This window comes from Bifidobacterium asteroides (genome assembly GCF_003202695.1).
In the GTDB taxonomy this organism is placed as follows: Bacteria; Actinomycetota; Actinomycetes; order Actinomycetales; family Bifidobacteriaceae; genus Bombiscardovia; species Bombiscardovia asteroides_G.
Genome location: NZ_QGLL01000006.1, coordinates 104,093 through 124,127 on the forward strand (window position 1 = coordinate 104,093; position 20,035 = coordinate 124,127).

The following is a 20,035-nucleotide window of genomic DNA, read 5'->3' on the forward strand; positions in this document are numbered from 1 at the left end:
CTGTGCCCGGTTCGCAGGAAGGCGGTGACCGGTCCCTGCCGGTCCTGGACCCCTGCCTGCCCGCCCTGGCCCAGGCCGGAGTGCACGATCCCAAGGATCTGGGGCCCACACACTTCATCGGCATCGGCGGTGCCGGAATGAGCGTGCTGGCTGAGATGCTCCATCAGGAGGGTGTGCAGGTCTCCGGATCCGACCGTGCCGAGGGGGACAAGACCCGCCGTCTGCGTCAGCTGGGGATTCGGGTCGCTATCGGCCAGGATGCCCGCAACATAGCCGGAGCGCGCACGGTGGTCTGGTCCAGTGCCATCAAGCCTGACAATCCCGAGATTCTTGCAGCTCGTGACGCAGGCGCCCGCCTGGTCCATCGCAGCGACATTCTTGACCTGCTCATGGCCTCCAGGATTTCAGTCACCGTGGCCGGCGCCCATGGCAAGACCACCACCAGCGCCCTTTTGGCCCACCTGCTGACCAAGGGCGGCAGCGGTGATCTGGCCGATCCTAGCTATGCCATCGGTGGCAGCCTCCAGAGCGGCCAGGGTCCCATGGACGGCGGGCACGTAGGAGCCGGACGGGTTCTGGTGGCCGAGGCTGATGAGTCCGACGGCAGCTTTGGCAAGTACACTCCTGACATCGCCATCATCACCAACGTGGAGCCCGACCATCTGGATCACTACGGCACTGCTGACGCCTTCCACCAGGCCTTTGTCGAACATGCCCGGCAGGCCCGCCGCTTCCTGGTGGTCTGCGGGGACGACCGGGGCGCACTGGAGGTCTTGCGGCGGCTGCATGGGGACTGCCGAGCCGGAATCATCATCTATGCTTCGGATCCCCGGCTGAGTGCTGAATCCTTGCCCGGAGTCCTTGGCCTGGTCCGCATCGAGTCCGAGTCCGAGAGCAGCGGCAGCGGTCGTGAGCATTGCCGTCTCGCTCTTCCTGCGCAGGTGCTCCAGGCGACAGGGCTGGAGACCAGCAAGCCGCTCGATCTGCAGGTGGACTTGGCAATTCCCGGCATCCACAATGCCCGCAATGCCGCTGCGGCCATTATCGCCGCTATCCTGCTGGGAATGGAACCTGATACGGCCGCCGCCTGCGCCGCCGATTTTCGGGGGGCCTCCAGACGCTTCGAGGTCCGTGGATGCCAGCACGAGGTCACCGTAGTGGATGATTACGCCCATCACCCCACGGAGATCGCAGCACTGCTGACTGCCGCCAGACGACGTTATCCGGGTCGGACCATCAGAGTGCTCTTCCAGCCCCACCTGTATTCGCGCACCGCCATCTTCGCAGATCGGTTCGCGGACGCTTTGTCCCTGGCAGACGATGTGACGGTAACTGACATCTTCCCCGCCCGTGAGCTGGCCAGCGACTATCCAGGCGTGGATGCCGGGACCATTCCCTCCGCCGCCCGCAAGATTGCGGCTGCTGGGCCTCTTGTCGGCCGGGACTCGGACCAGAAGCCTCAGGATTCCGGCAATAGATCGAACGGGACAGTCTTCCGGTCCTGCCCGAACATGCGTCAGGCCGCTCTGGATCTGGCCGAGCGGGCTGAGCCGGGGGATGTGATCCTGACCGTAGGGGCCGGTGATGTTACTGCCATGGGGCCAGTCATTCTTGACAGGCTGGCTGAACGGGACCAGCAGTGACGACCGGCAAGGGTCGCAGCGCCTCCGGCGGGGCCTCGTCCAGGGCTAGGGCCGTCCGGGCTGCCAAGGCTGCGCGGACGGCCCGGTCTGGGCAGGCCAAGCCTTTGAAAAAGGAACCGCAGACCGGCACAACTGCCAGATCGGCCAGGTCAACCGTCTCCGATGCTGCATCCGTGACCGACAGGTCCAAGGCTAAAAAAACAGGCAACGGAGGCAAACGCCTCAAGCGGTCCGGAGATCTCAAGGGGTCGAAACGTCTCAAGGGTCGTCCGAATCGTTCCAAGAATGCAAGCGGATCCCGGACGCGTAGCCCCAGGTCGGCCTCCTCATCCTCCCGTTCGCTGGTAAAAGGCAGCAGCGCTTCCGTATCCGAATCCGGGGCACCCAAGTCTGCGCTCTCACGTTCGACGAGTTCGACCGGGGGGTTCGTCGATGCAAGGACCATACCGCCGGACCGACCGGTGTCAGGCAGGATAGGCACCGACCAGGAGGACCGGGGGCTGGGGATCTTCGTTCGGCCTAAGGTGCTGGACTTTCAGGCCCGGGTGCGCGAGAAGAAGAAGGTCAGTCGCAGGCTGGTTCTGATCCGAACAGGCGTCGTCCTCCTGGTCGTGGCTCTGATCGCAGGACTGGCGTGGCTGTTCTTTCTTTCTCCGGTCTTCCGCCTGCAGACTGACAAGATCAATGTCAGTGGTGGCAATGCATGGGTGTCCGACGAACGTGTCGCCTCAATCGTGGCCCATCAGGGAGATCGCTCGCTGCTGCTGATTTCCACCAATGGCGTCGAGCAGGAGATCAGCGGCATGGCCGGGGTGACCGATGCCAAGGTCCGCAAGAGCTTTCCGCACGGGCTGAAGGTGACCTTCGAGGCACAGGAGCCCACTGCGGTCTTCAAGGACGCCCATGGCAAGCTGACGGCCGTTGACAGACAAGGCAGGACGCTCAATACCGTCTCCAAGCCGGTGGACGGGGTGCCGGTTATCCAGGTGGCCACTGTGAAGCGGGCCCAGCAGGATCAAGCGGTCAGGCAGACCTTGCGGATTCTGTCGACCATGCCGGAGGCCATGCGCCATTCGGTGACCAAGGTGACTGCAGAGACCCAGGACTCCATCACCACCGAGCTGGATCAGGGCAAACATGTCATCATATGGGGCGACGGATCTGACCTGAAGCTCAAACAAGCCGTGGTCGACAAGATCATCAACGACCCTTCCAAGATCGGCGACAAGCATCAGCTGGATGTGTCGGCGCCCCTGCGGCCTATCGTCAAATAGCTGCTGAAGAGGATGTTGTCTTCATCAGCCTGTCAGTGTCCAGCAGGATTGTCACAGGGCCGTCATTGATGAAATCCACTCGCATGTGGGCGCCGAATTGTCCCACGGCAACGGGGACACCGGTTGCTGCCAGAGCCCGGTTCAGATCCTGCCAGACGCTCTGGGCGTGCTCAGGCTCTCCCGCAGCTATGAAGCTTGGACGGTTGCCGTGACGCAGATCCGCATAGAGGGTGAACTGGGAAATGGAGAGGATGGAGCCGCCGCAGTCCAGGACCGATCGATTCATCCGGCCCTCCTCGTCGGCGAAGATACGCATTCGGGTCAGCTTGCGTACGGCATAGTCCACCTGGGTATCGCTGTCGCTGTCCTGGACGGCCACCAAAAGCAAGAGCCCCGTGCCGATGCTTTGGGGTTTAAAATCAGGATCCGGCTGTCCCTGCTCGTCGACCACATCGACCCGGGCACGGCTGACCCGCTGTATGACGATTCTCATGGTTCCAGTCTAGAGAGTTCAGGCATTGTTATAGTGCCGAAAGGAAAAGCTGGACCGGTACTTGGTGGGGAGCAGGCAGAGAATGTTTGAAGACCCGCATGAGGGAAGCTCACCTCAACGCAGGCATGACAAACGGGTCCTTGTCAGTGGTCCAGTCGATGGCTGTCTCTTTCAGCCCTTTTGGCGGGTGGCTTCAGGTCGAAGTGCACGGTGCTCATGTTGCCAATGTAATCGACGGGCTGATCTTCGGTGCAATCCTGATCGGTGTGCATCGATGATGTCATGATGAGTGACCTGCTTTCTCCGCCGATATGCGGATTCTGGCCGGTCATGGCTTCCCTTGGGTCGTCTCAGATTCGTCGGCGCCGCTTGGTTGTACAGACGCATCCGTCAATTGACCGCTGCGGTCATGATCCAGTCGGTCTGTAGATCCTCGCCCAAGATGAAGGTGTGGTCTCCGGTCCGTTTGAAGCCCATGGCTCGGTAGAAACGTTGGGCGGGCTCATTGTGCTCCCATACGCCCAGCCAGATTTTGCTCAGGCTCTGGTTCCAGGCTCGTTCGAAGGCCTGATTGATCAGCATGCTGCCCAGTCCCTGGCGTTTGAAGTCCGATAGGACGTATAGCCGCTCGATCTCCATCGAAGTGTCACCGAACTGCTCTGTCTGGGCCTTCCCGGTGTTGAGCTGCATATAGGCTGCGGGCGTGCCATTCACGCTGGCCAGAAGAAAAACGGACTCAGGTTCGGACAGTTGTGACTTGACCAGTTCGGGGGAGAAGGAGTGCCGGAGGTAGTCTTCCATGTTTTTCCGGCTGTTGTCGGCGGCGAAAGTGTCGCGGAAGGCGGTCATGCCCAAGGAACGTATCAGCCTGGTGTCATTCGATGTGCATCGCCGTATTACTGCGGTCATGATGGCGATTCCTTTCCTCTTGCTCTTGATTCGATCGCTCGGATGTATCTGTGTTGATGAGCGCTGTTCTTAATTGATGACCTTGAGTCCGACCACGCAGGCGACTAGACCGATGATGAGTAGAATGCGGGCGAGTGAAACAGGCTCCGATCCAATAGCCATGGCGTATAGGACAGTCAAGGCAGCTCCGATGCCGACCCAGACCGCGTAGGCCGTGCTGGCAGGAATGCTGCGCATGGCAAAGGCCAGACCCGCCATGCTGGCAATCAGTCCCACAATAAAAACGATGTCAGGGACGATTTTGGTAAAGCTTTGAGACTTGCCTAGGGCGGTGGCCCAGACCGATTCACAGATGCCAGCGAGTATGAGTACGATCCACGAGGACATGGTTCCCTTTCGGCAAGTCTTGTCGCTGTCCGGGTACTTGACCATCGTCCGGGAACCTGAACCAGATTCTGAGCATCAGAATAGCACGGGGGCAACTCTGATAATGGACTGAGCACGGGAGTGATCGACAGTCCATCGTGAGAAGGAATCAGGGTTGATTCAGGGTCGTTTCAGGGGTTTGCCGGATGTTGCATTCCGCGTCGATCGACTATGCATATAAATAGATGAATGTAGCCGAGTGTACGCACGAGGATGTGGCAGGTGAATGAATCATGACTTGGGCCTTGCGTGACCTGAAAGCCAATAGTGACATCTGGGCTGGCGTCTTCATCGTTCTTGTGGTTACCCAAACCCTGCTCTGCGCCATGAGCGTCAGCATGGGCGTCAACAGCTATTACCAGGGTCTGTCAGTCAAGACCAGGGATCCTGCCAAGAGTCTGGCTTCGGCTCTGAGTCTGGTCTTCCTCACGGTCATTGTGCTCGGCTGCCTGGTGATCAAGCAGACTCTGCAGGCATCAATTCGCCAACGTCGGCAGGGGCTGGCCCTTCTCTCGCTGCTGGGAGCTACGCCTAAGCAGATCCTGGTGCTTACGCTTTTGCAGGTGATGATTTTGGTTCTACCAGCCTCCCTAGTTGCCGTGGCTCTTTCGCCTGCGCTGGCTGGAAGGATCCTCGATTGGTATTCCACAGGGATGCGAATGCCGGTACATTTCGCTTTTACCTGGCACGGTTTTCCCTGGTCTGCCCTGACTGGTCTTGCAGTGGGATTGGCTACGGCCGTCTTGGCGACCAGCCGGACATTGCAGGATTTGGGAAAGATGACACCCGTCCGGGTAGTGCGTCGTGCTGAGGAGAGCGAATCGATTGACCGGCCACGACATGGACGTGGTCTTGTATCCCTTTTCCTTGGGCTGGTCTTGCTGCTATTGCCGTTGCCTGTCTTTGCCTATCTTTCGCACAGCGGCTCTGTGTCCTTAGAGCCTAAGCAGGTCCAGGCAGTCATAAGTACCGTTGGAAGTGGACCGCTGTTTGCTATTCTCTTGTTGCTGATTGCCTTGGCGCGTTCTGGGGGGTCTGTTATAAGCAGGGTCACTCAACTTTGGACCGCTCTAGTGCCGTCGTCATCTGCCGTTTGGCGGATAGCGCGTTCACAGGCTGTGGTCAGGAGTCGAGATACCACATTCGGCTCAACAGTTATAGCTCTGACTGCCTGCATGTTTCTAATCGGCGGTCTGCTGGCTGCTGGAGGCACCAGTACCGTCGCCATGAACAAGGTATCGGGAATAGAGAACGTCACATCGGGAGGAACCTTGGAGTTGCTCTATGGTTTCTGGGCAGCGCTGCTGGTCGCCTTGGTCGGCGTCATCGCGGGGTTCGCCATCGCCGCTCGGGATCGTGACCTTGATCTGGCGCTCCTGTCAATTGCCGGCGCAAACCCGCAGCAGCTGACTGCTATATCCATATTGGACGGCACCATCGTGATGGCTACAGGCATTATCATCGCAGCAGGCGGCACCGGACTAGTTGGACTGAGCACTGCTATGGTCTATTGGCCCCTTGTTCACAGTCTGTCAATAGCTTTTCCTTGGCAGTTCTTCCTTATATGTGGGTTGCCGATCATCGTCGTCGGGTCGCTAGCGACCATGCTGACGGTGCGGCCTGCTTTGAAGCGCTCGCCCATAGCCATTCTGCAAGGCGCCATAGGCGAATAAGACCGTATACGGCTCCGTCTCATTCCATGCTTTTCAGCGCTGAGACAGGGTCGATGCGGTTCAAGGTGGGGTTGGTAAAGAACTGGACCACAAGGGTGAATGCCATTGTGGCACCAGCTGAGATCAGATAGGAAACCGGCTTGATCTGAACAGCGAAATAGAGCGATGGCATATTCAGGGCTGAAGTCAACAGTCCGGCGACATACCGGCCCAGTGGCAGGCCTAGAAGAATGCCCAGCAGTGTCAGGATCAGCATCTCCTTGTTGATGTAGGTGTGGACCTCCCGGTCGTGGAACCCCAGGACTTTCAGGGTGGCTATCTCCCTGATGCGTTCGGACACGTTGGTCGAAGCCAGGGTGAAGAGGACAGCCAGAGCCAGGCCCCCGGCCAGCGCCACGATCAGCATGACCACCGCGTACATCAGATCAAAGTTCATGGACCGCTCCATGTCGACGGTGCTGACGGCCGAAACGACCTCCTGGTTTCGGCTCAGACGGTTGGCGTAAGAGACCTGCTCATCAGGAGAGCCGGTCAAGAGGGCATAGACCGCATTCATGGCAACTGCGCTATCGCCTTGGCTGGTTTTATCAAATAGACGCTGATAACAGCTCGCTGTCAGATAGATGTCCGAACCGATCAGACTGCGGGAGACAGCAGCAACCCGCGTTTGTACCGTGTTCATATCCTTGTCGAGCAGGTGGATGGTCGATCCGGCAGACAGGCCTAGGGAATGAGCAGCCGATCGGGAAACAATCGGACCTGCATCATTGAGATGGAGAGTTTGAGCCTGCCGATCCGTCGAACGCAGATTGACCATTTTGGAGAATGTTGGTTCTTTGTCTTTTGGAACGACTACCAGTTGAATCGCCTCGGACTTCTGCCGATGTGAATGAGGCAATTCAGCAGTCATCCGACTCGACTCCACCCGAATCGGCAACATCGAGCGTGTGCGGCCATCCTTCTGCAGCAGCTGACGCAGCGGGGTTAGATTATTCTCCGAACTGATGGCCAGCAGATCGTAGCGATAGACATCATGGAACTGCCTTGGTCCCAGAGAATCAACTGTGTCGCTGATGGCCAATCCGCACAAAATTAGCGCCGTGCAGCCGGCTACTCCGCCCACGGTCATGATCAGCCGCCCCTTGAATCTGAAGAGATTGCGGGCCGTGACCTTGTTGAGGAAGGACATGCGCCGCCAGAGGGGCCCGATCTTTTCCAGGAAGATGCGTGCGCCTGCCTTAGGGGCCTTGGGAAGCATCAGCTGTGCCGGCGTCTGTCTCATTTCGTTGGCACAAGTCGCAGCAGTTGCCAGAAGCACTCCCACGGCGAACAAGGCCACTCCGAACGAACCGTAAGCCCAGTCGTAAGCCAAACGAGTGCCGGGCACGACATACAGATCGCGCAGAATCGTCAGCAGGAAGGCGGGGATGCCGATGAAACCTGCCAAATTCCCCAGACCGCCGCCGATTAGGCAGGCCAGAAGGGCGAACAAGAGATACCTGAGGGCAACAGGTACGCGTCCGTAGCCCAAGGCCAGGTAGGTGCCGATCAACCCACGGTCCTCTTCGACCATGCGAGTCATGGCAGTCAGGCTCATGAGCACGGCAACCGTTAAAAAGATTACAGGAAAAGCTCGGCCCAGAGATTGGATGGAGTCGATGTCGGACTTGAAATCAGAATATGATCCGCTGGTTGCGCGAGTGTTGAGATACCAGCGCACAGGTGGCACCAAGGTGGCAGGATCCGTTGTCACTCCACCTGCTGTCTTTGACATGGTCTGGTCGCCTGAAACAGCTTCAGCCGCCTGCGGGAATTGGCCCGTCTGCCTTGCTTGTTCGAGTTGCTGTTTGACATTGTCTACCAGCTCTTGATGACGGGCCTCTTGCCTGTCGGTCTGGACCTTATGCGCTATCCGGTCGGTCATCCGATTGACCGCGTCTTCGTAGTCGTCGCTGAAGGTGTCCATCTGCTCGCTGCCCTGCATGCGCAGTGAAATGGCCGCATAGACTGGCCTCTGCTGTCGGCTTTCTGACTCGGCAGGTGCCTTGTTGGGCAGGAAGAGGCGGTAATCGGAGGTTGCTGTTCTGCGGAACCCTCCTGCCCGCCGACCTTGGGGATTGACCAGATCCTGTGGATCAAGGACGGTGCCGGTTATGGTCAGTTCAGAGGTGCTATCGGCAGTCTGGCTGGCATCGTGATCGTCCTCCAGCTGGATGTGACCACCCAGCCGCAAATGACTGTCAGTCAGGAATTTTTGCGTGACCGCCACCTCATTCTTGGACTGAGGCAACCGTCCCGCCTGAAGATAGGGTTGGTTCAGACCGTGGGAGTGCAGACGGACCAGAGTCAACTCTTTCTTGCTGCCATTTACCGATGTTTGAGCTTTCTGGAATTCTTCCGCCTGGGCCTTGCTGACATCGGGCAGCCGCCTGAGGGCCTGCAAGTCGTCGTCAGTGAGGCCGGATGATGAGACCACCTGCACGTCGTACAGCCCCTGGGTCTTATAGAAGCGGTCGGCTGCCTGATACATGTCCTGGCAACCTGCCCAAATGCCCGTCAGGACGGCCACGCCCAGAGCAGAGATCAGACCGATGGCCAGGAAGCGTTTCCAGCTGTGGAGCCAGGAGCGCAGCATGTCTTTGACAAAGGCGACGGGAAAGCGGGCATGGCTGTCCTGCCTAGGAGCTGTCTTGACCCTTACCATTCGATCTCCTCGACCGGAGTGGGGTGGTCGTTGGCTTCCTGGCTGATGACCTTTCCCGAATGGAAACGGATTAAATTATCAGCCATTGGCGCCAGAGCCGAGTTGTGAGTGATGATCAATACCGTCATTGACTGTTGGCGGCATATGGTTTGCAGAAGATTCAAGACTTCACGCCCGGTTGTAAAGTCGAGAGCGCCTGTAGGTTCGTCGCACAGGAGGATCTTTGGCCTTTTGGCGATCGCTCGTGCAATGGCCACCCTCTGTTGCTCGCCGCCGGACAGCTGTGATGGAAAGTTGTCCATACGGTCTTTTAGGCCAACGTCTTCCAGAGTTTGAGCCGGGTCAAAGTGGTCAGTGCAGATCTGTGATGCCAATTCAACATTTTCAAGAGCTGTCAGGCTGGGAACCAGGTTATAGAACTGGAAAACGAAGCCGATGTCGTTGCGTCTGTAGTCGATCAGTTCATGGGGATCCAGGCTGGTTATCTGCCGGTCGCCCACGGATACCTGACCAGAGGTGGCGGTGTCCATACCCCCTAGAATGTTGAGCGCAGTCGTTTTTCCCGCCCCGGATGCGCCCAGAATAATCGTCAACTTCCCCTGATCGGCTGTGAATGAGGCCTGATCCAAAGCTTTGATGATTGAGCGACCAGAGGGATAGGATTTGACGACCGAGTTGAACTCGATAAAAGTCATACTCCTCCTCGCAATACTGCTTTATCAAGGCTATCGTGAAAAAGAGGTTTTCAAAGAGGGGCTCAAATAGAGGCGTGTACCAAGGCTTTTATGCATGTCATTCATCTCTCAGATGAATCCGGGTTGCGTCAGAGTGCTTCCAGTCTTGAAGTGCAGATTAGCAAGCAAGGGCATGAGCACTTATCTGTGATATCTCAACAGATCCATTCTTGGTCTTGGCGATTGCTGGGTAGATACCAGGCGACGGGTGTCAGCCGGTAAGTAGTAGAGACACGCATGTCCTAAAGCGTGTAAAGCAACAAAAAGAGCCAGCCAAGTTACCTCGGCTGGCCCTTGTTTGTGGAGCTGCGGGGAATTGAACCCCGGTCCGGTGACCGCACCCTCAGTCTTCTACGTGCGTAGTCTGCTGGCCTTTGTGGCTATCTGTCTGCCCCCACCTATATCGCAGACAACCGGTGGCGGGCATAGCCGCAGAAAAAGTCCCCGAACCGCTCTGTGGCGCGGCAATTCAGGCAAGTCTTCTTAATGACGCTCAGCATCCCCCCGAAGGCGAAGGGGAGTGAACGGAGCAGCTGCTCACTGGTTAATCCTGGCGCGAAGCTCAGGCAGCGAGAGCGAACTCAGTGCGGTTAGATTTAGCACTTGTTGTTTGCGGGAGGACATTAACGAGCGGACCCCCGCGTTCTCGGCACGCTTCCCTGCGACGAACAGGTCACCGTCGAAACCGATCAGCCCCAATCTTGAATTATCAAGCTCCGCTGGTGCCATTATGGACCAACCTCGCCAGTATACAACAGATGGACGCTGCGGATATTCCCGCTTCTCCCTCGGCATTGACTTGAATCCTGATCAAGCCACAGAGCCCAGTCGACGAGGGCTCATCGGCATCTGGTAAATTCTCAATTTCGAAGATATAAGCTTGGTCCCGTCCGGTCGACAGTTCGAAAGGGCGGGGCCAAATTATGTTCGAAGGTGAGGGGTCACTGACCCTGCTGGCCTAGATAGTCGGGGATATGCTCGGGATATTCAGGCCAGGCGCCCTGCTGGGTGCAGACGAAGGCGGCGGTATTGACGGCAGCCCGGTGGGCCTGAGTCAGGGAGGCTCCCAGAAGGCGGTTGATGGCAAACGTCCCGGAGAAGGCATCGCCGGCCCCGACCGTGTCGGCCACAGTGATTTCAGGAGTGGGCAGATGCGAGGACTGGCCGTCCGCCAGATAGATCGTGCTGTAGTCGCTGCCAGCGGTCAGCACGATGGTGTCCAGGTGCCACTGGTCCATGAACCAGCGGCAGAGCTCGTCGTCAGTGGCCCCGGGAACGTGGAACATATCGCGCAGGGTGACCAGCTCCTCGTCGTTGAGCTTGAAGACCGTGGCCATGTCCAGCAGCTCCTGGATCAGATCCTTGCTGTAGAAGGTGCCACGCAGGTTGATGTCGAAGAAGCGCATGGCATGGCTCTTGGTGTGGCGCAGCACCTGCAGGCAGGTCTCGCGGGATTTGCCGCTGCGCATGCCCAACGTGCCATAGCAGACCGCATCGGCCTTGCTGGCCAGCCCGGCCAGGTCATCCGTGTATTCCAGATGATCCCAGGCCACATCAGGCTTGAAGACGTACTGGGGGATGCCCTCGGTCAGCTGGACCTCGACGGTGCTGGTGGGGTGGTCGTTGTGCTGCAGGACCGCATCGACCCCGGCCTTGTGAACAGCCTCCTCAAGCTCCCGGCCCAGGTCGTCCCGGCCCACGGCGCTGATGGCATAGCCTTCCGCTCCGTTCTTTGCGGCGTGATAGCTGAAGTTGACCGGTGCGCCTCCGGCCCGTTTGCCTGTTGGCAGGACGTCCCAAAGGATTTCGCCGATGCTGAGGACCACGGGTTTACTGGTCATGGTGTTCCTTTCCTGACGACGGGTGATGCGCCCGCCTTGTGCTTATTGATTTCACAGCTGTGCGACCCATGCTGGCCGGGTGCTCCAAAAATTGGCTGGCTGCTACCGCCGCAGCGCCGGTCAGTGTCGCATCTGCTGGAAGGCGGGAGAGCAGGATCTGCGTGTGCTCGCGCAGGCCAGGCAGGGCGCGCTGGGACACCATGGTCTGAACCCGTTCCAGCAGGCGGGTTCCGGCGGCGGCCACCATGTCTCCGATGATGATTTGGGCTGGATTGTAGGCGTTGACGATGGTCACACAGCCGTAACCCACGTAATCGGCTATCTGATCCACTAGGGTCCGTGCGGCTTTATGGCCCGAACGCGCCTGGTCGAACAGGCACGCGCAGGCTTTGGCGTGGGTCATGGCTTTGACTCCGGGGAACTGAATCTGCATATCCGGCTGACACATGCGGCGGTGGATGGCTACTGTCGAGCAGTAGCATTCCAGGCAGCCTCGGTTGCCGCATTCGCATGGCAGGCCGTTCAGATCGATGCTGACATGGCCGATCTCGGTGGCTGCTCCCTGGCTGCCGTCCACCAGGGCGCCTCTGTCAATGACTCCAAGCCCCACGCCTTCGCCCACCAGGAAGTAGGCTATGCTGGATGCGCTTATGCGGGGATCGAAGAGACTCTGGGCCAGCGCGCCGGCTCGGGCATCCTGCTCGATAAAGGTGGGTACGCGGAAGGCCTGGCCGAATTCATGGATGAAGTCCACGCCACGCCAGCCGGGCATGTTGGTGACCAGGGCGATGCGGCCGATCTCGCGCAGGTAAGGACCCGGCACGGCCATGCCTACGGCCACGATGGCAGGGTTTGTCTCCAGCCGTCTTCCCACTCGGGTTCTGACCTCGGCCACGGCTCCGGGGATGTCATCGGGGTCGACTGGGGGCAGCTCTTCCGAGTCCAGCAGGCGGCCGCTGATGTCGAAGAGTCCAATGCTGATCAGACTGCGGGCGAACTTGACTCCGATGACCTGGTAGCGGTCGGCGTTCAGGGTCAGGCCGATTGATCGACGGCCACCTTCTGAGTCCAGGCTGCCGGTCTCGCTGATCAGACCCAGGCTGATCAGACGGGCCACGAGCTTGCTCACTGCCGCCGGTGTCAGATTGAGTTCCCGGGCCATCTGTGCTCGCGAACTGGTGCCCCGCCGGTGCAGGTATTGGACGATGCGTGACTGGTTGAGCTCGGAGAGGGCCTTTGGCGTGCTGGCGTATGGGCTGCTTCGCATATCGGCCTCCTCCTTGAGCGCTACTGTCACGCGAACTTCGCATACTTCATCAACGGCGTTTATATATTAACATCGTTTAATCCCTGTGCAACTGGTTCGACACTGGTAAAGGAACTGATGGAGGATAGCCGTCGGCATTTGCCTATATCTGTAGCTGGATCTGTAGCTGGGGAGGGTTGTGCTTTGTGAAAGTAGGATGTGCCGACGAGAAGGGCCTCGACAAGCCCATGGCATCTGAGGATCTGACCGATCGAGTGCAGAGCGATCGACTGCTGGTCTTCGACTGTGCTGCTCCATACCCCATCCCGTAGGGCTTTGGACCGGGCGTACGCGCACCTATTGCGGACAAGCCCTGGCGATGGTGCAGACGGATCGGTCGGCCTGTGCAGGCGCCATTGCAGCTTGAGCTCAAGGCTTCAGACGGTAGTCATAGGGCTACCACTCAGATTCGCTTCATGAGTCTGCGCAAGCCCCATCTATATAATTTAACGAAATGATAAAAGCAATCTCTCTTTCTGCCCCTGTTGTTCGGCAGACAGAAACTGATTTCCTCCCCTGCGAACGCCGTAACGGCAAATGCATGAGACAAAGGAGCATTTCGGACGGGTCTGCGGGAGGGCGACAAGATTGAATACGAGGGCTGCCAGAGCATCAAGGAAGGCCTGGGCTTGCGCTACTACGACAAGAACAAGGCGGCGGCCGGCAAGCACATGAAGGACCGGCCGCGTTTCGCCGTGGCCTGGTGGCGCACCTTGTAACCAGGGTCTGGTGGATCCCTTCGGCGATCCCACCGTGCGAAGGCCCTGCTACCGCTACACCGATCCCATGGATCAGGCGCTGGCCAAGGTGGACTATGCCTTCGAGCTCTTCACCAATACGACTACGACGCAGCCATCACCATCAGCTTCCTGCACACTTACGATCTGCAGGATAATTTCAAGCTCAGCATCGAAGACAACCACGCCAACCGGGCCATGCATACCTAGCAGCATGAGGTCCGCGTGGCTCTCGATGCCGGATGCATGGATGTCTTTAAGGCAGAAGCATACATGTTGCACTTCATAGTCGGCATCCCTGCCTCCCTGGGCTGTTCATCCGCGAGAGCATGGCGCTTCCGGTTCGATGGCATTTGCGGCAACCGCTGAAATTGTGTGTCCCGGCCCCGGTATCATGGTCGCATGTGAACGTAAACAGTCAAGCCTGTGAAACGTTTGCTGCCAAGGCCACCGAGGAGGATGGAGTCGTCATGTTCATACCACGGTATTATGAGGATCCAGCTACGCTGCATGTGGGGACTGAGCCCAACCATGCCTACTGCGTGCCGGCTAGCGTCTCCTTGGACACGCGTGGCGATCGGCGCAGGGACTCTGACCGGTACCTGGACCTGGATGGGGATTGGGATTTTCGTTATTATGCCAGCATCGACCAGCTGGATGCCGATGTCCAGTCCGCCACCGAGACCAAGGACCCTGTCTTTTTCGAAGCCGACTACTGCCCTTCCAGGGATGCAGGACTAGGGGTATACAAACCAATCCATGTGCCAGGAGTCTGGCAGACTCAGGGCTACGACTACCCCCAGTACACCAACGTGCGCTATCCATTCCCCTTCGATCCGCCCAGAGTGCCTGCTGACAATCCCTGCGGCATCTACCTGCGCGACTTCGATTACGAGCCTGATTCCTCAGCGCCCCGGGCCCTGCTCAATTTCGAGGGGGTGGACTCCTGCTTCTATCTTTGGGTCAACGGGGATCTGATTGGCTACAGCCAGGTCTCGCATGCCACCAGCGAGTTCGACGTGACCGACCATCTGAGGCAGGGCCGTAACCAGCTGGCCGTCCTGGTGCTTAAGTGGTGCGACGGCAGCTATCTGGAGGACCAGGATAAGTTCCGTATGAGTGGCATCTTCCGCGATGTCTACATCCTGCGTCGACCTAAGGTGCGTTTGCGTGACTTGTTCGTCCACACCGACCTGGATGAGGGGCTGGAACATGCCAGTGTAACCCTGGACCTGGATCCGACCGGCGTATCAGGCCATGACGATGCCGCTCTAGACGTCCAGGCTCTGCTGACTGATCCCGATGGAGTTGAGGTAGCACGGGCCGAGCTTGCAGGTTGCAAGGGGCCTGCGCAATTGCTCATGGAGGTCGACCATCCCCGCCTCTGGAACGCCGAGGACCCTGAACTCTATCGGCTGACGCTGTCCACTAAAGCCAGTGCTCCTGGCTCCGGCGATTCGGATGAGGTTATCACCGAGTACATCGGTCTGCGCACCATCAGCCTGGACGGCCAGGTGGTCAAGGTCAACGGCAGCCCCATCAAGATCCATGGGGTCAACCGCCACGACGGGGATCCGCGCACCGGATTCGTCATCGACCAGGAGCAGATCATGCGTGACCTGACTCTGATGAAGGAGCACAACGTCAACGCCATTCGCACATCCCATTACCCCAACAGCCCCCAGTACTACGCCCTCTACGATCAGCTGGGCTTCTACCTGATCGCCGAGGCCGATCTGGAGGCCCATGGCATCGAAGGTCTTTACCACGGTCCGGATTGGAAGGAGCCCGATTACTGGAACGGTCGCATCGCTGACGAACCGCGCTTTACCGATGCCATCGTCGACCGGGTCCAACGCAGCCTGGAGCGGGACAAGAACCACCCTTCGATTCTGATCTGGTCCATGGGCAACGAAAGCGGCTATGGCTGCGGCATCGAGGCGGCGCTGGCCTGGACCAAGTCTCGGGACCCCTCCCGTCTGACCCACTACGAGTCGGCCATCCACGGCTCGCCCCGGGAGGATCTGGACTACAGCAATCTGGACATCACCTCGCGGATGTATCCCACCATCAAGCAAATCGAGGATTATTTCACGCCGGAGGGTCCTCATGGCATCAGCAGCCACGGGGACGACGGGGACGGAGGTCGTCGACCATACTTCCTATGCGAATACAGCCATGCCATGGGGCTGGGTCCCGGGGATCTGGAGGACTACTTCCAGGTCATTCAGGCGCATCCAGGGCTCCTGGGCGGCTGCATCTGGGAGTGGGCCGACCATGCCATCGACCAGGGCAGGGACCGCGAGGGCCATCGAATCTATGCCTACGGGGGGGACCACGGCGAGTACCCCCATGATGCCAACTTCTGCATGGATGGTCTGGTCTATCCCGACCGGCAGCCCCACACCGGCCTCAGGGAGTTCAAGAACGTCTTCCGGCCAGCCCGTCTTGTCGGCTACGATCCGCAGACCCGGCTGCTCACCCTCCATAACTATCTGGACTTCACCTTCCTGGATGATTACCTGAGCCTGAAGTGGATCCTTCTGTGTGATGGGGAGCCGGTGGCCTCCGGGTCGCCGGAACTGGATAGGGGAACCGGCCTGCACATCGCCCCCCATGCTGAGGGTACCGTAGGCTTGCCGCCCATGGATCCGCCCGAGCGCGGTCGTCTGACCCTGCTGGTGGAGTATGCCCTGGCCAAGGCCGATCCGGTGCTTGCCCAAGGGCATCCGCTAGGCTTCGATCAGCTTGAAGCCGCGGACATGGGAATGCCTGAACGCCCCAACGGCGTGGCCAGAGTCATCAGTGCCGATCCTGGCAACGGAGCCCGGGGCGCCCACCGGCCAGTGGTCAGGCAGACGGATGCCCGCTTCGATGTTGAAGGGTCTGACTGGCGCTACGTCTTCAACCGCCGCACCGGCATGGTGGAGTCCATGAGCATCGACAACCGTTCCCTGCTGACCGCCCCTATGGAGGTCAACCTCTGGCGGGCGCCCACCGATAACGATGCCACCATCAAGGAGGAATGGCGCAAGGCCGAATACGATCGGGCTAGCACTAGGGCTCTCTCCTGCCAGCTGCGGACTGATCAGAGCAAGGGGCTGACCACAATCAAGGCGGGGCTTTCCCTAGTGGCCCCCTACATTCAGCCCATGGGCAGCATCCTTGCCACCTGGACCCTGAGCGACCAAGGTGGGCTGGATCTGAGCATGGAGCTGCATCGGAATCCTGAGTTCCCCTACCTGCCTAGGTTTGGTCTGCGGCTCTTCCTGCCCCGGAGCCTTCAGCAGGTTACCTACTGCGGCTATGGGCCCTACGAGAGCTATCGGGACATGCATCGTGCCAGCCACTATGGTGTGTTCCATGACACCGCGTCAGGCATGGTCGAGCACTACCTGCGTCCCCAGGAGAACGGCTCCCGCTATGGCTGCGACTACGTCCTGGTGGAGGATGACCGCTCCCTGCTGCAGGCGGCGGGGGAAGGGCCGATCAGCTTCAATTGCTCCCCCTATACGCAGGAGGAGCTGACCGCCAAGGGGCATGACCATGAGCTTGAGGAATGCGGCTCGACCGTGCTCTGCTTGGACTATGCCACAAGCGGCATAGGCTCCAACAGCTGCGGACCTGAGCTGGATCCCGCCTACCGCTTGGACGAAACCGACCTGGTCTTCGGACTGCATCTGCGAGTCCGTTCCAAGTGAAACAGAGACTGGCGGGGTCTTTCATCCCCATCAGCGCAGATATTGCTGGTAGACCTGCTCGCATGGGGCTCGCGTCAGTGTGGTCTCGATGTCCACCGGCCAGCCGTGGGGGGCATATAGCCGTGATGGCCTGGGCGTTATCAGGCTCCGTCCGGCCCCAAGGGGGCAGCTCTTGTAGGCCTGCGTCGCTTCATCGATGATCCGCTGGATTTCTTCGAGAACTAAACCATCCGAAGAATCCGTGGGTCGGCGGTAGCTATATCAGCGCAGGCGGTAGTCCTTTCATTCATCGAATAGTTGTATAGCCCATATGATGATTGGCTTCGCCAAGGTTCAATGGTCAACCCGAGACTGGTCGGGATTGACTGGCAGCTCACTGCCATTGACCCTGAAGAGAGCGTGGGCATCTCCGCCATGCAGACGTTTCAGATAGGTTTGCGCTCGGGCCATGCGTTCCACAGTAGTCTGGGCCAGCGGGGCTGGAAGCCGATTGGGGTCGAACCAGCCGACTGACAGGCTCTCCTCGTCGCCCACAAAGGGGTTGGCATTGCCGCTGGGATCAGGTCGGCAGATGAACAGATGATCCATGTACATGGTCCGATCCCCATTGGCATAGGTGACCGCCTCCCGGGAGGATGTGACCGCCGCCAAGGCAGTGACGATCACATCCACCCCGGTCTCTTCCCTCACCTCGCGAATCACGGTGTCGGCCGGATCCTCGCCTGGCTCATTGATCCCGTAGACCAGGGCCCACTGTCCGGTGTCGGAGCGTCGGCCCAGCAGGACACGGCCCTGGTCATCGCGGACGAAGGCCGTCACGCCGTTCAGCCAGAGCAGGTCATGACCTATGGACTTGCGCAGTCTGAGGATGAAATCAGGGGTGGGCATAGTCAGTCCCGGTCCGGGTCGGCGAGCGCAGCCCGCTGTGCCATCCAGGCTTCCACATCCTCTACGGTCTTGGGGATGCCTGCGGACAGCCACTGGGGACCCTGCTCGGTCATGAGCACGTCGTCCTCCACGCGCACGCCGATGCCACGGAACTCCGGGGGCACCAGCAGGTCGTTCTCCTTGAAGTAGAGTCCAGGCTCGATGGTGAAGATCATTCCCGGGGTAATGGGTGCACCCTGGTAGGACTCGTAGCGGGCCTCGGCGCAGTCATGCACGTCCAGACCCAGGTGGTGGGCGCAGCCGCAGGCGTGCCAGCGACGGTGCTGCTGGCCCTGAGGGGAGAGGGACTCCTCCACGCTGACCTTGAGGATGCCCCACTCATGCAGGGTCTGCGCCAGCACACGCATGACGGCATGGTGGATGTCCGAGTAGGTGGCCCCGGGCTTGGCTGCCTCGAAGCCGGCCTGCTGGGCCTTGAGCACGGTCTGGTAGATCCGCTTCTGCAGGGGGCTGAAGGTGCCGCCCACGGGGAAGGTGCGGGTGATGTCGGCCGTGTAGAGGCTGTTGACCTCTACACCGGCGTCGATCAGGAGCAGATCGCCCTTCTGGACGGTTCCGTCATTGCGCATCCAGTGCAGGATGGGGGCGTGCTTGCCCGAGGCGATGATGGACCCGTAGCCTACGTCGTTGCCCTTCTCGCGTGCGTTGGCGTTGAAGACGCCCTCCAGCATCCGCTCGGAGCGGGGACGGCCCGTCACTTGCGGCAGATGGGTCAGAATTCGGTCGAATCCGTCCTTGGTGGCGGCGATGGCCTTGCGCATCTCGCCCACCTCGTAGGCGTCCTTGATCATGCGGGCTTCGGAGGTGAACTCCTCGAGCTTGTCGTCCGCCTCCTCATTGCGGTCCGGACCGCCGATGCCGTTGGCCTTGCGGGCGGCCTCCACCTGGTTGAGGACCTCCTGGTCGGCGGTTCGGATCACCCTCAGCTTGACCGCTCCCTGGTCCGGTCCCAGGTCCTTGGCGATGGCATCGGGGAAGGTGGCGATGTCCTTGGTGGGGATGCCGGTCATGACGGCCAGCTCCCGCAGCCCGGCCCGGGGGCCTACCCAGTATTCCCCGTACTGGGAGGACCGGTAGTAGTCGCGGGTGGACTGGTCGGCCCGGGGATGGACGAAGAGTTCAGGGGTATGAGTCAAGCCCTTGGCGGCCTCAGGACTGTCGGGGTCCACCGGGTCCAGAACCAGGATGGCTCCGGGCTCATAGTCCTCGCCCAGGCCCGTGTAGTAGGCGAAGGTGGTGTCTGGGCGGAAGGCGTAGTCGTTGTCATTGTTTCGCGTCTTGTAGGAGCCAGCGGGGATGACCAGCCGTTCGCCGGGGAAGCGCCGACCAAGCTCACGCAGGCGGCGCTCGGTGTATTTGCTGGACTCCAGAGGCTCGATCTGAGGCTCTTGGGCCTGCCACCCGGTGGTCATGAACTTCTGGAAGGAGGGGGAATTGGGACGCAGGGTGCGGTTGTTCACCCGGTCTTCCATGTTCTGCTCATCCAGATCCACATTCTTGGGATCGGCGTCTCCTTGTAGATGCTCCTGTGCGGATGCGGTCACGTCCAGCCTCCTTGAAATTCCGGTTCTGACTATGTTGGTTCCATGCTAGTGCGTTCTGCCGATGTGACAGTCAGCTGTTCTGGCCTTCAATCGGGGCTGGTC

At 59.6% G+C, this 20,035-nt stretch carries 14 protein-coding genes, 1 other RNA gene, 1 pseudogene and 1 riboswitch; of the genes and pseudogenes, 5 read left to right on the plus strand and 11 right to left on the minus strand.

Translation table 11 applies throughout. The features are described 5' to 3' along the window. The first annotated feature begins 2 nt into the window (after nt 1-2). Nucleotides 3-1,643: a UDP-N-acetylmuramate--L-alanine ligase gene (gene murC / locus DKK75_RS02415; protein ID WP_375314994.1), complete on the plus strand. Its 1,641-nt coding sequence runs from the start codon at nt 3-5 to the stop codon at nt 1,641-1,643. Beyond that, nucleotides 1,640-2,917, plus strand: a complete 1,278-nt coding sequence (locus DKK75_RS02420) for a cell division protein FtsQ/DivIB (RefSeq protein ID WP_258333123.1) — start codon at nt 1,640-1,642, stop codon at nt 2,915-2,917. The genes murC and DKK75_RS02420 overlap by 4 nt, the downstream gene beginning before the upstream one ends. On the opposite strand, the gene dtd is transcribed toward DKK75_RS02420, so the two are convergent. The 4 genes from dtd to DKK75_RS02440 all read right to left on the minus strand — a co-directional run bounded on the left by dtd (nt 2,910) and on the right by DKK75_RS02440 (nt 4,706). Beyond that, complete coding sequence (gene dtd, locus DKK75_RS02425; RefSeq protein WP_110451883.1) at nt 2,910-3,410, minus strand: D-aminoacyl-tRNA deacylase; 501 nt, start codon at nt 3,408-3,410, stop codon at nt 2,910-2,912. The genes DKK75_RS02420 and dtd overlap by 8 nt on opposite strands. 143 nt (nt 3,411-3,553) lie before the next feature. Beyond that, on the minus strand, nt 3,554-3,742 hold the full coding sequence (locus DKK75_RS02430; protein WP_110451884.1) for a hypothetical protein: 189 nt from the start codon (nt 3,740-3,742) through the stop codon (nt 3,554-3,556). A 58-nt stretch (nt 3,743-3,800) separates the two neighbouring features. Beyond that, a complete protein-coding gene (locus tag DKK75_RS02435) occupies nt 3,801-4,319 on the minus strand; it encodes a GNAT family N-acetyltransferase (RefSeq protein WP_110451885.1) in 519 nt (172 codons plus the stop codon). Nucleotides 4,320-4,388: 69 nt separating this feature from the next. Continuing rightward, the gene (locus tag DKK75_RS02440) at nt 4,389-4,706 is read right to left on the minus strand and encodes a DMT family transporter (protein WP_110452275.1); all 318 of its coding nucleotides are present in this window, start codon (nt 4,704-4,706) and stop codon (nt 4,389-4,391) included. 8 nt (nt 4,707-4,714) lie between these two features. Then, nucleotides 4,715-4,778, minus strand: a riboswitch (guanidine-III (ykkC-III) riboswitch). 200 nt (nt 4,779-4,978) lie between these two features. Here DKK75_RS02440 and DKK75_RS02445 point away from each other — a divergent pair. Then, entirely contained in the window at nt 4,979-6,418 is a 1,440-nt protein-coding gene (locus DKK75_RS02445; protein ID WP_110451886.1) for an FtsX-like permease family protein, read from the plus strand. Between the two features lie 19 nt (nt 6,419-6,437). Here DKK75_RS02445 and DKK75_RS02450 read toward each other — a convergent pair whose 3' ends face one another. The 5 genes from DKK75_RS02450 to DKK75_RS02470 all read right to left on the minus strand — a co-directional run bounded on the left by DKK75_RS02450 (nt 6,438) and on the right by DKK75_RS02470 (nt 12,964). Then, nucleotides 6,438-9,122 (minus strand): ABC transporter permease, encoded by a 2,685-nt coding sequence (locus tag DKK75_RS02450; RefSeq protein ID WP_110451887.1) that lies wholly within the window; start codon nt 9,120-9,122, stop codon nt 6,438-6,440. After that, nucleotides 9,116-9,817, minus strand: a complete 702-nt coding sequence (locus DKK75_RS02455) for an ABC transporter ATP-binding protein (protein ID WP_110451888.1) — start codon at nt 9,815-9,817, stop codon at nt 9,116-9,118. Before DKK75_RS02455 ends, DKK75_RS02450 begins: the two co-directional genes overlap by 7 nt. A gap of 337 nt (nt 9,818-10,154) precedes the next feature. After that, nucleotides 10,155-10,553: a transfer-messenger RNA gene (ssrA, locus tag DKK75_RS02460) on the minus strand. Between the two features lie 244 nt (nt 10,554-10,797). Next, on the minus strand, nt 10,798-11,697 hold the full coding sequence (locus tag DKK75_RS02465; protein ID WP_110451889.1) for a carbohydrate kinase family protein: 900 nt from the start codon (nt 11,695-11,697) through the stop codon (nt 10,798-10,800). Continuing rightward, nucleotides 11,687-12,964, minus strand: coding sequence for an ROK family transcriptional regulator (locus DKK75_RS02470; protein ID WP_110451890.1), 1,278 nt, complete (start codon nt 12,962-12,964; stop codon nt 11,687-11,689). The genes DKK75_RS02465 and DKK75_RS02470 overlap by 11 nt, the downstream gene beginning before the upstream one ends. Nucleotides 12,965-13,572: 608 nt before the next feature. On the opposite strand from DKK75_RS02470, the pseudogene DKK75_RS08250 reads away from it, so the two are divergent. Together DKK75_RS08250 and DKK75_RS02480 are read left to right on the plus strand one after the other, a co-directional pair. Next, nucleotides 13,573-13,834, plus strand: a pseudogene (locus tag DKK75_RS08250) (xylose isomerase); the annotation flags it as partial. A 310-nt stretch (nt 13,835-14,144) separates the two neighbouring features. Continuing rightward, nucleotides 14,145-17,441 (plus strand): glycoside hydrolase family 2 TIM barrel-domain containing protein, encoded by a 3,297-nt coding sequence (locus DKK75_RS02480; protein WP_445337700.1) that lies wholly within the window; start codon nt 14,145-14,147, stop codon nt 17,439-17,441. Nucleotides 17,442-17,774: 333 nt separating this feature from the next. Here DKK75_RS02480 and DKK75_RS02485 read toward each other — a convergent pair whose 3' ends face one another. Both DKK75_RS02485 and DKK75_RS02490 read right to left on the minus strand, forming a co-directional pair. Next, entirely contained in the window at nt 17,775-18,329 is a 555-nt protein-coding gene (locus tag DKK75_RS02485) for an NUDIX hydrolase (RefSeq protein ID WP_110451892.1), read from the minus strand. Nucleotides 18,330-18,331: 2 nt separating this feature from the next. Further along, on the minus strand, nt 18,332-19,882 hold the full coding sequence (locus DKK75_RS02490) for an aminopeptidase P family protein (protein WP_258333155.1): 1,551 nt from the start codon (nt 19,880-19,882) through the stop codon (nt 18,332-18,334). Nucleotides 19,883-20,035 lie beyond the last annotated feature (153 nt).

Coding starts and splice junctions, on each gene's coding strand:
- DKK75_RS02440 (WP_110452275.1), bottom strand. CDS start 4,706: ATGTCCTCGTGGATCGTACTCATACTCGCTGGCATCTGTGAATCGGTC.
- DKK75_RS02485 (WP_110451892.1), bottom strand. CDS start 18,329: ATGCCCACCCCTGATTTCATCCTCAGACTGCGCAAGTCCATAGGTCAT.
- DKK75_RS02470 (WP_110451890.1), bottom strand. CDS start 12,964: ATGCGAAGCAGCCCATACGCCAGCACGCCAAAGGCCCTCTCCGAGCTC.
- dtd (WP_110451883.1), bottom strand. CDS start 3,410: ATGAGAATCGTCATACAGCGGGTCAGCCGTGCCCGGGTCGATGTGGTC.
- DKK75_RS02465 (WP_110451889.1), bottom strand. CDS start 11,697: ATGACCAGTAAACCCGTGGTCCTCAGCATCGGCGAAATCCTTTGGGAC.
- DKK75_RS02450 (WP_110451887.1), bottom strand. CDS start 9,122: ATGGTAAGGGTCAAGACAGCTCCTAGGCAGGACAGCCATGCCCGCTTT.
- DKK75_RS02435 (WP_110451885.1), bottom strand. CDS start 4,319: ATGACCGCAGTAATACGGCGATGCACATCGAATGACACCAGGCTGATA.
- DKK75_RS02430 (WP_110451884.1), bottom strand. CDS start 3,742: ATGACCGGCCAGAATCCGCATATCGGCGGAGAAAGCAGGTCACTCATC.
- DKK75_RS02445 (WP_110451886.1), top strand. CDS start 4,979: ATGACTTGGGCCTTGCGTGACCTGAAAGCCAATAGTGACATCTGGGCT.
- DKK75_RS02455 (WP_110451888.1), bottom strand. CDS start 9,817: ATGACTTTTATCGAGTTCAACTCGGTCGTCAAATCCTATCCCTCTGGT.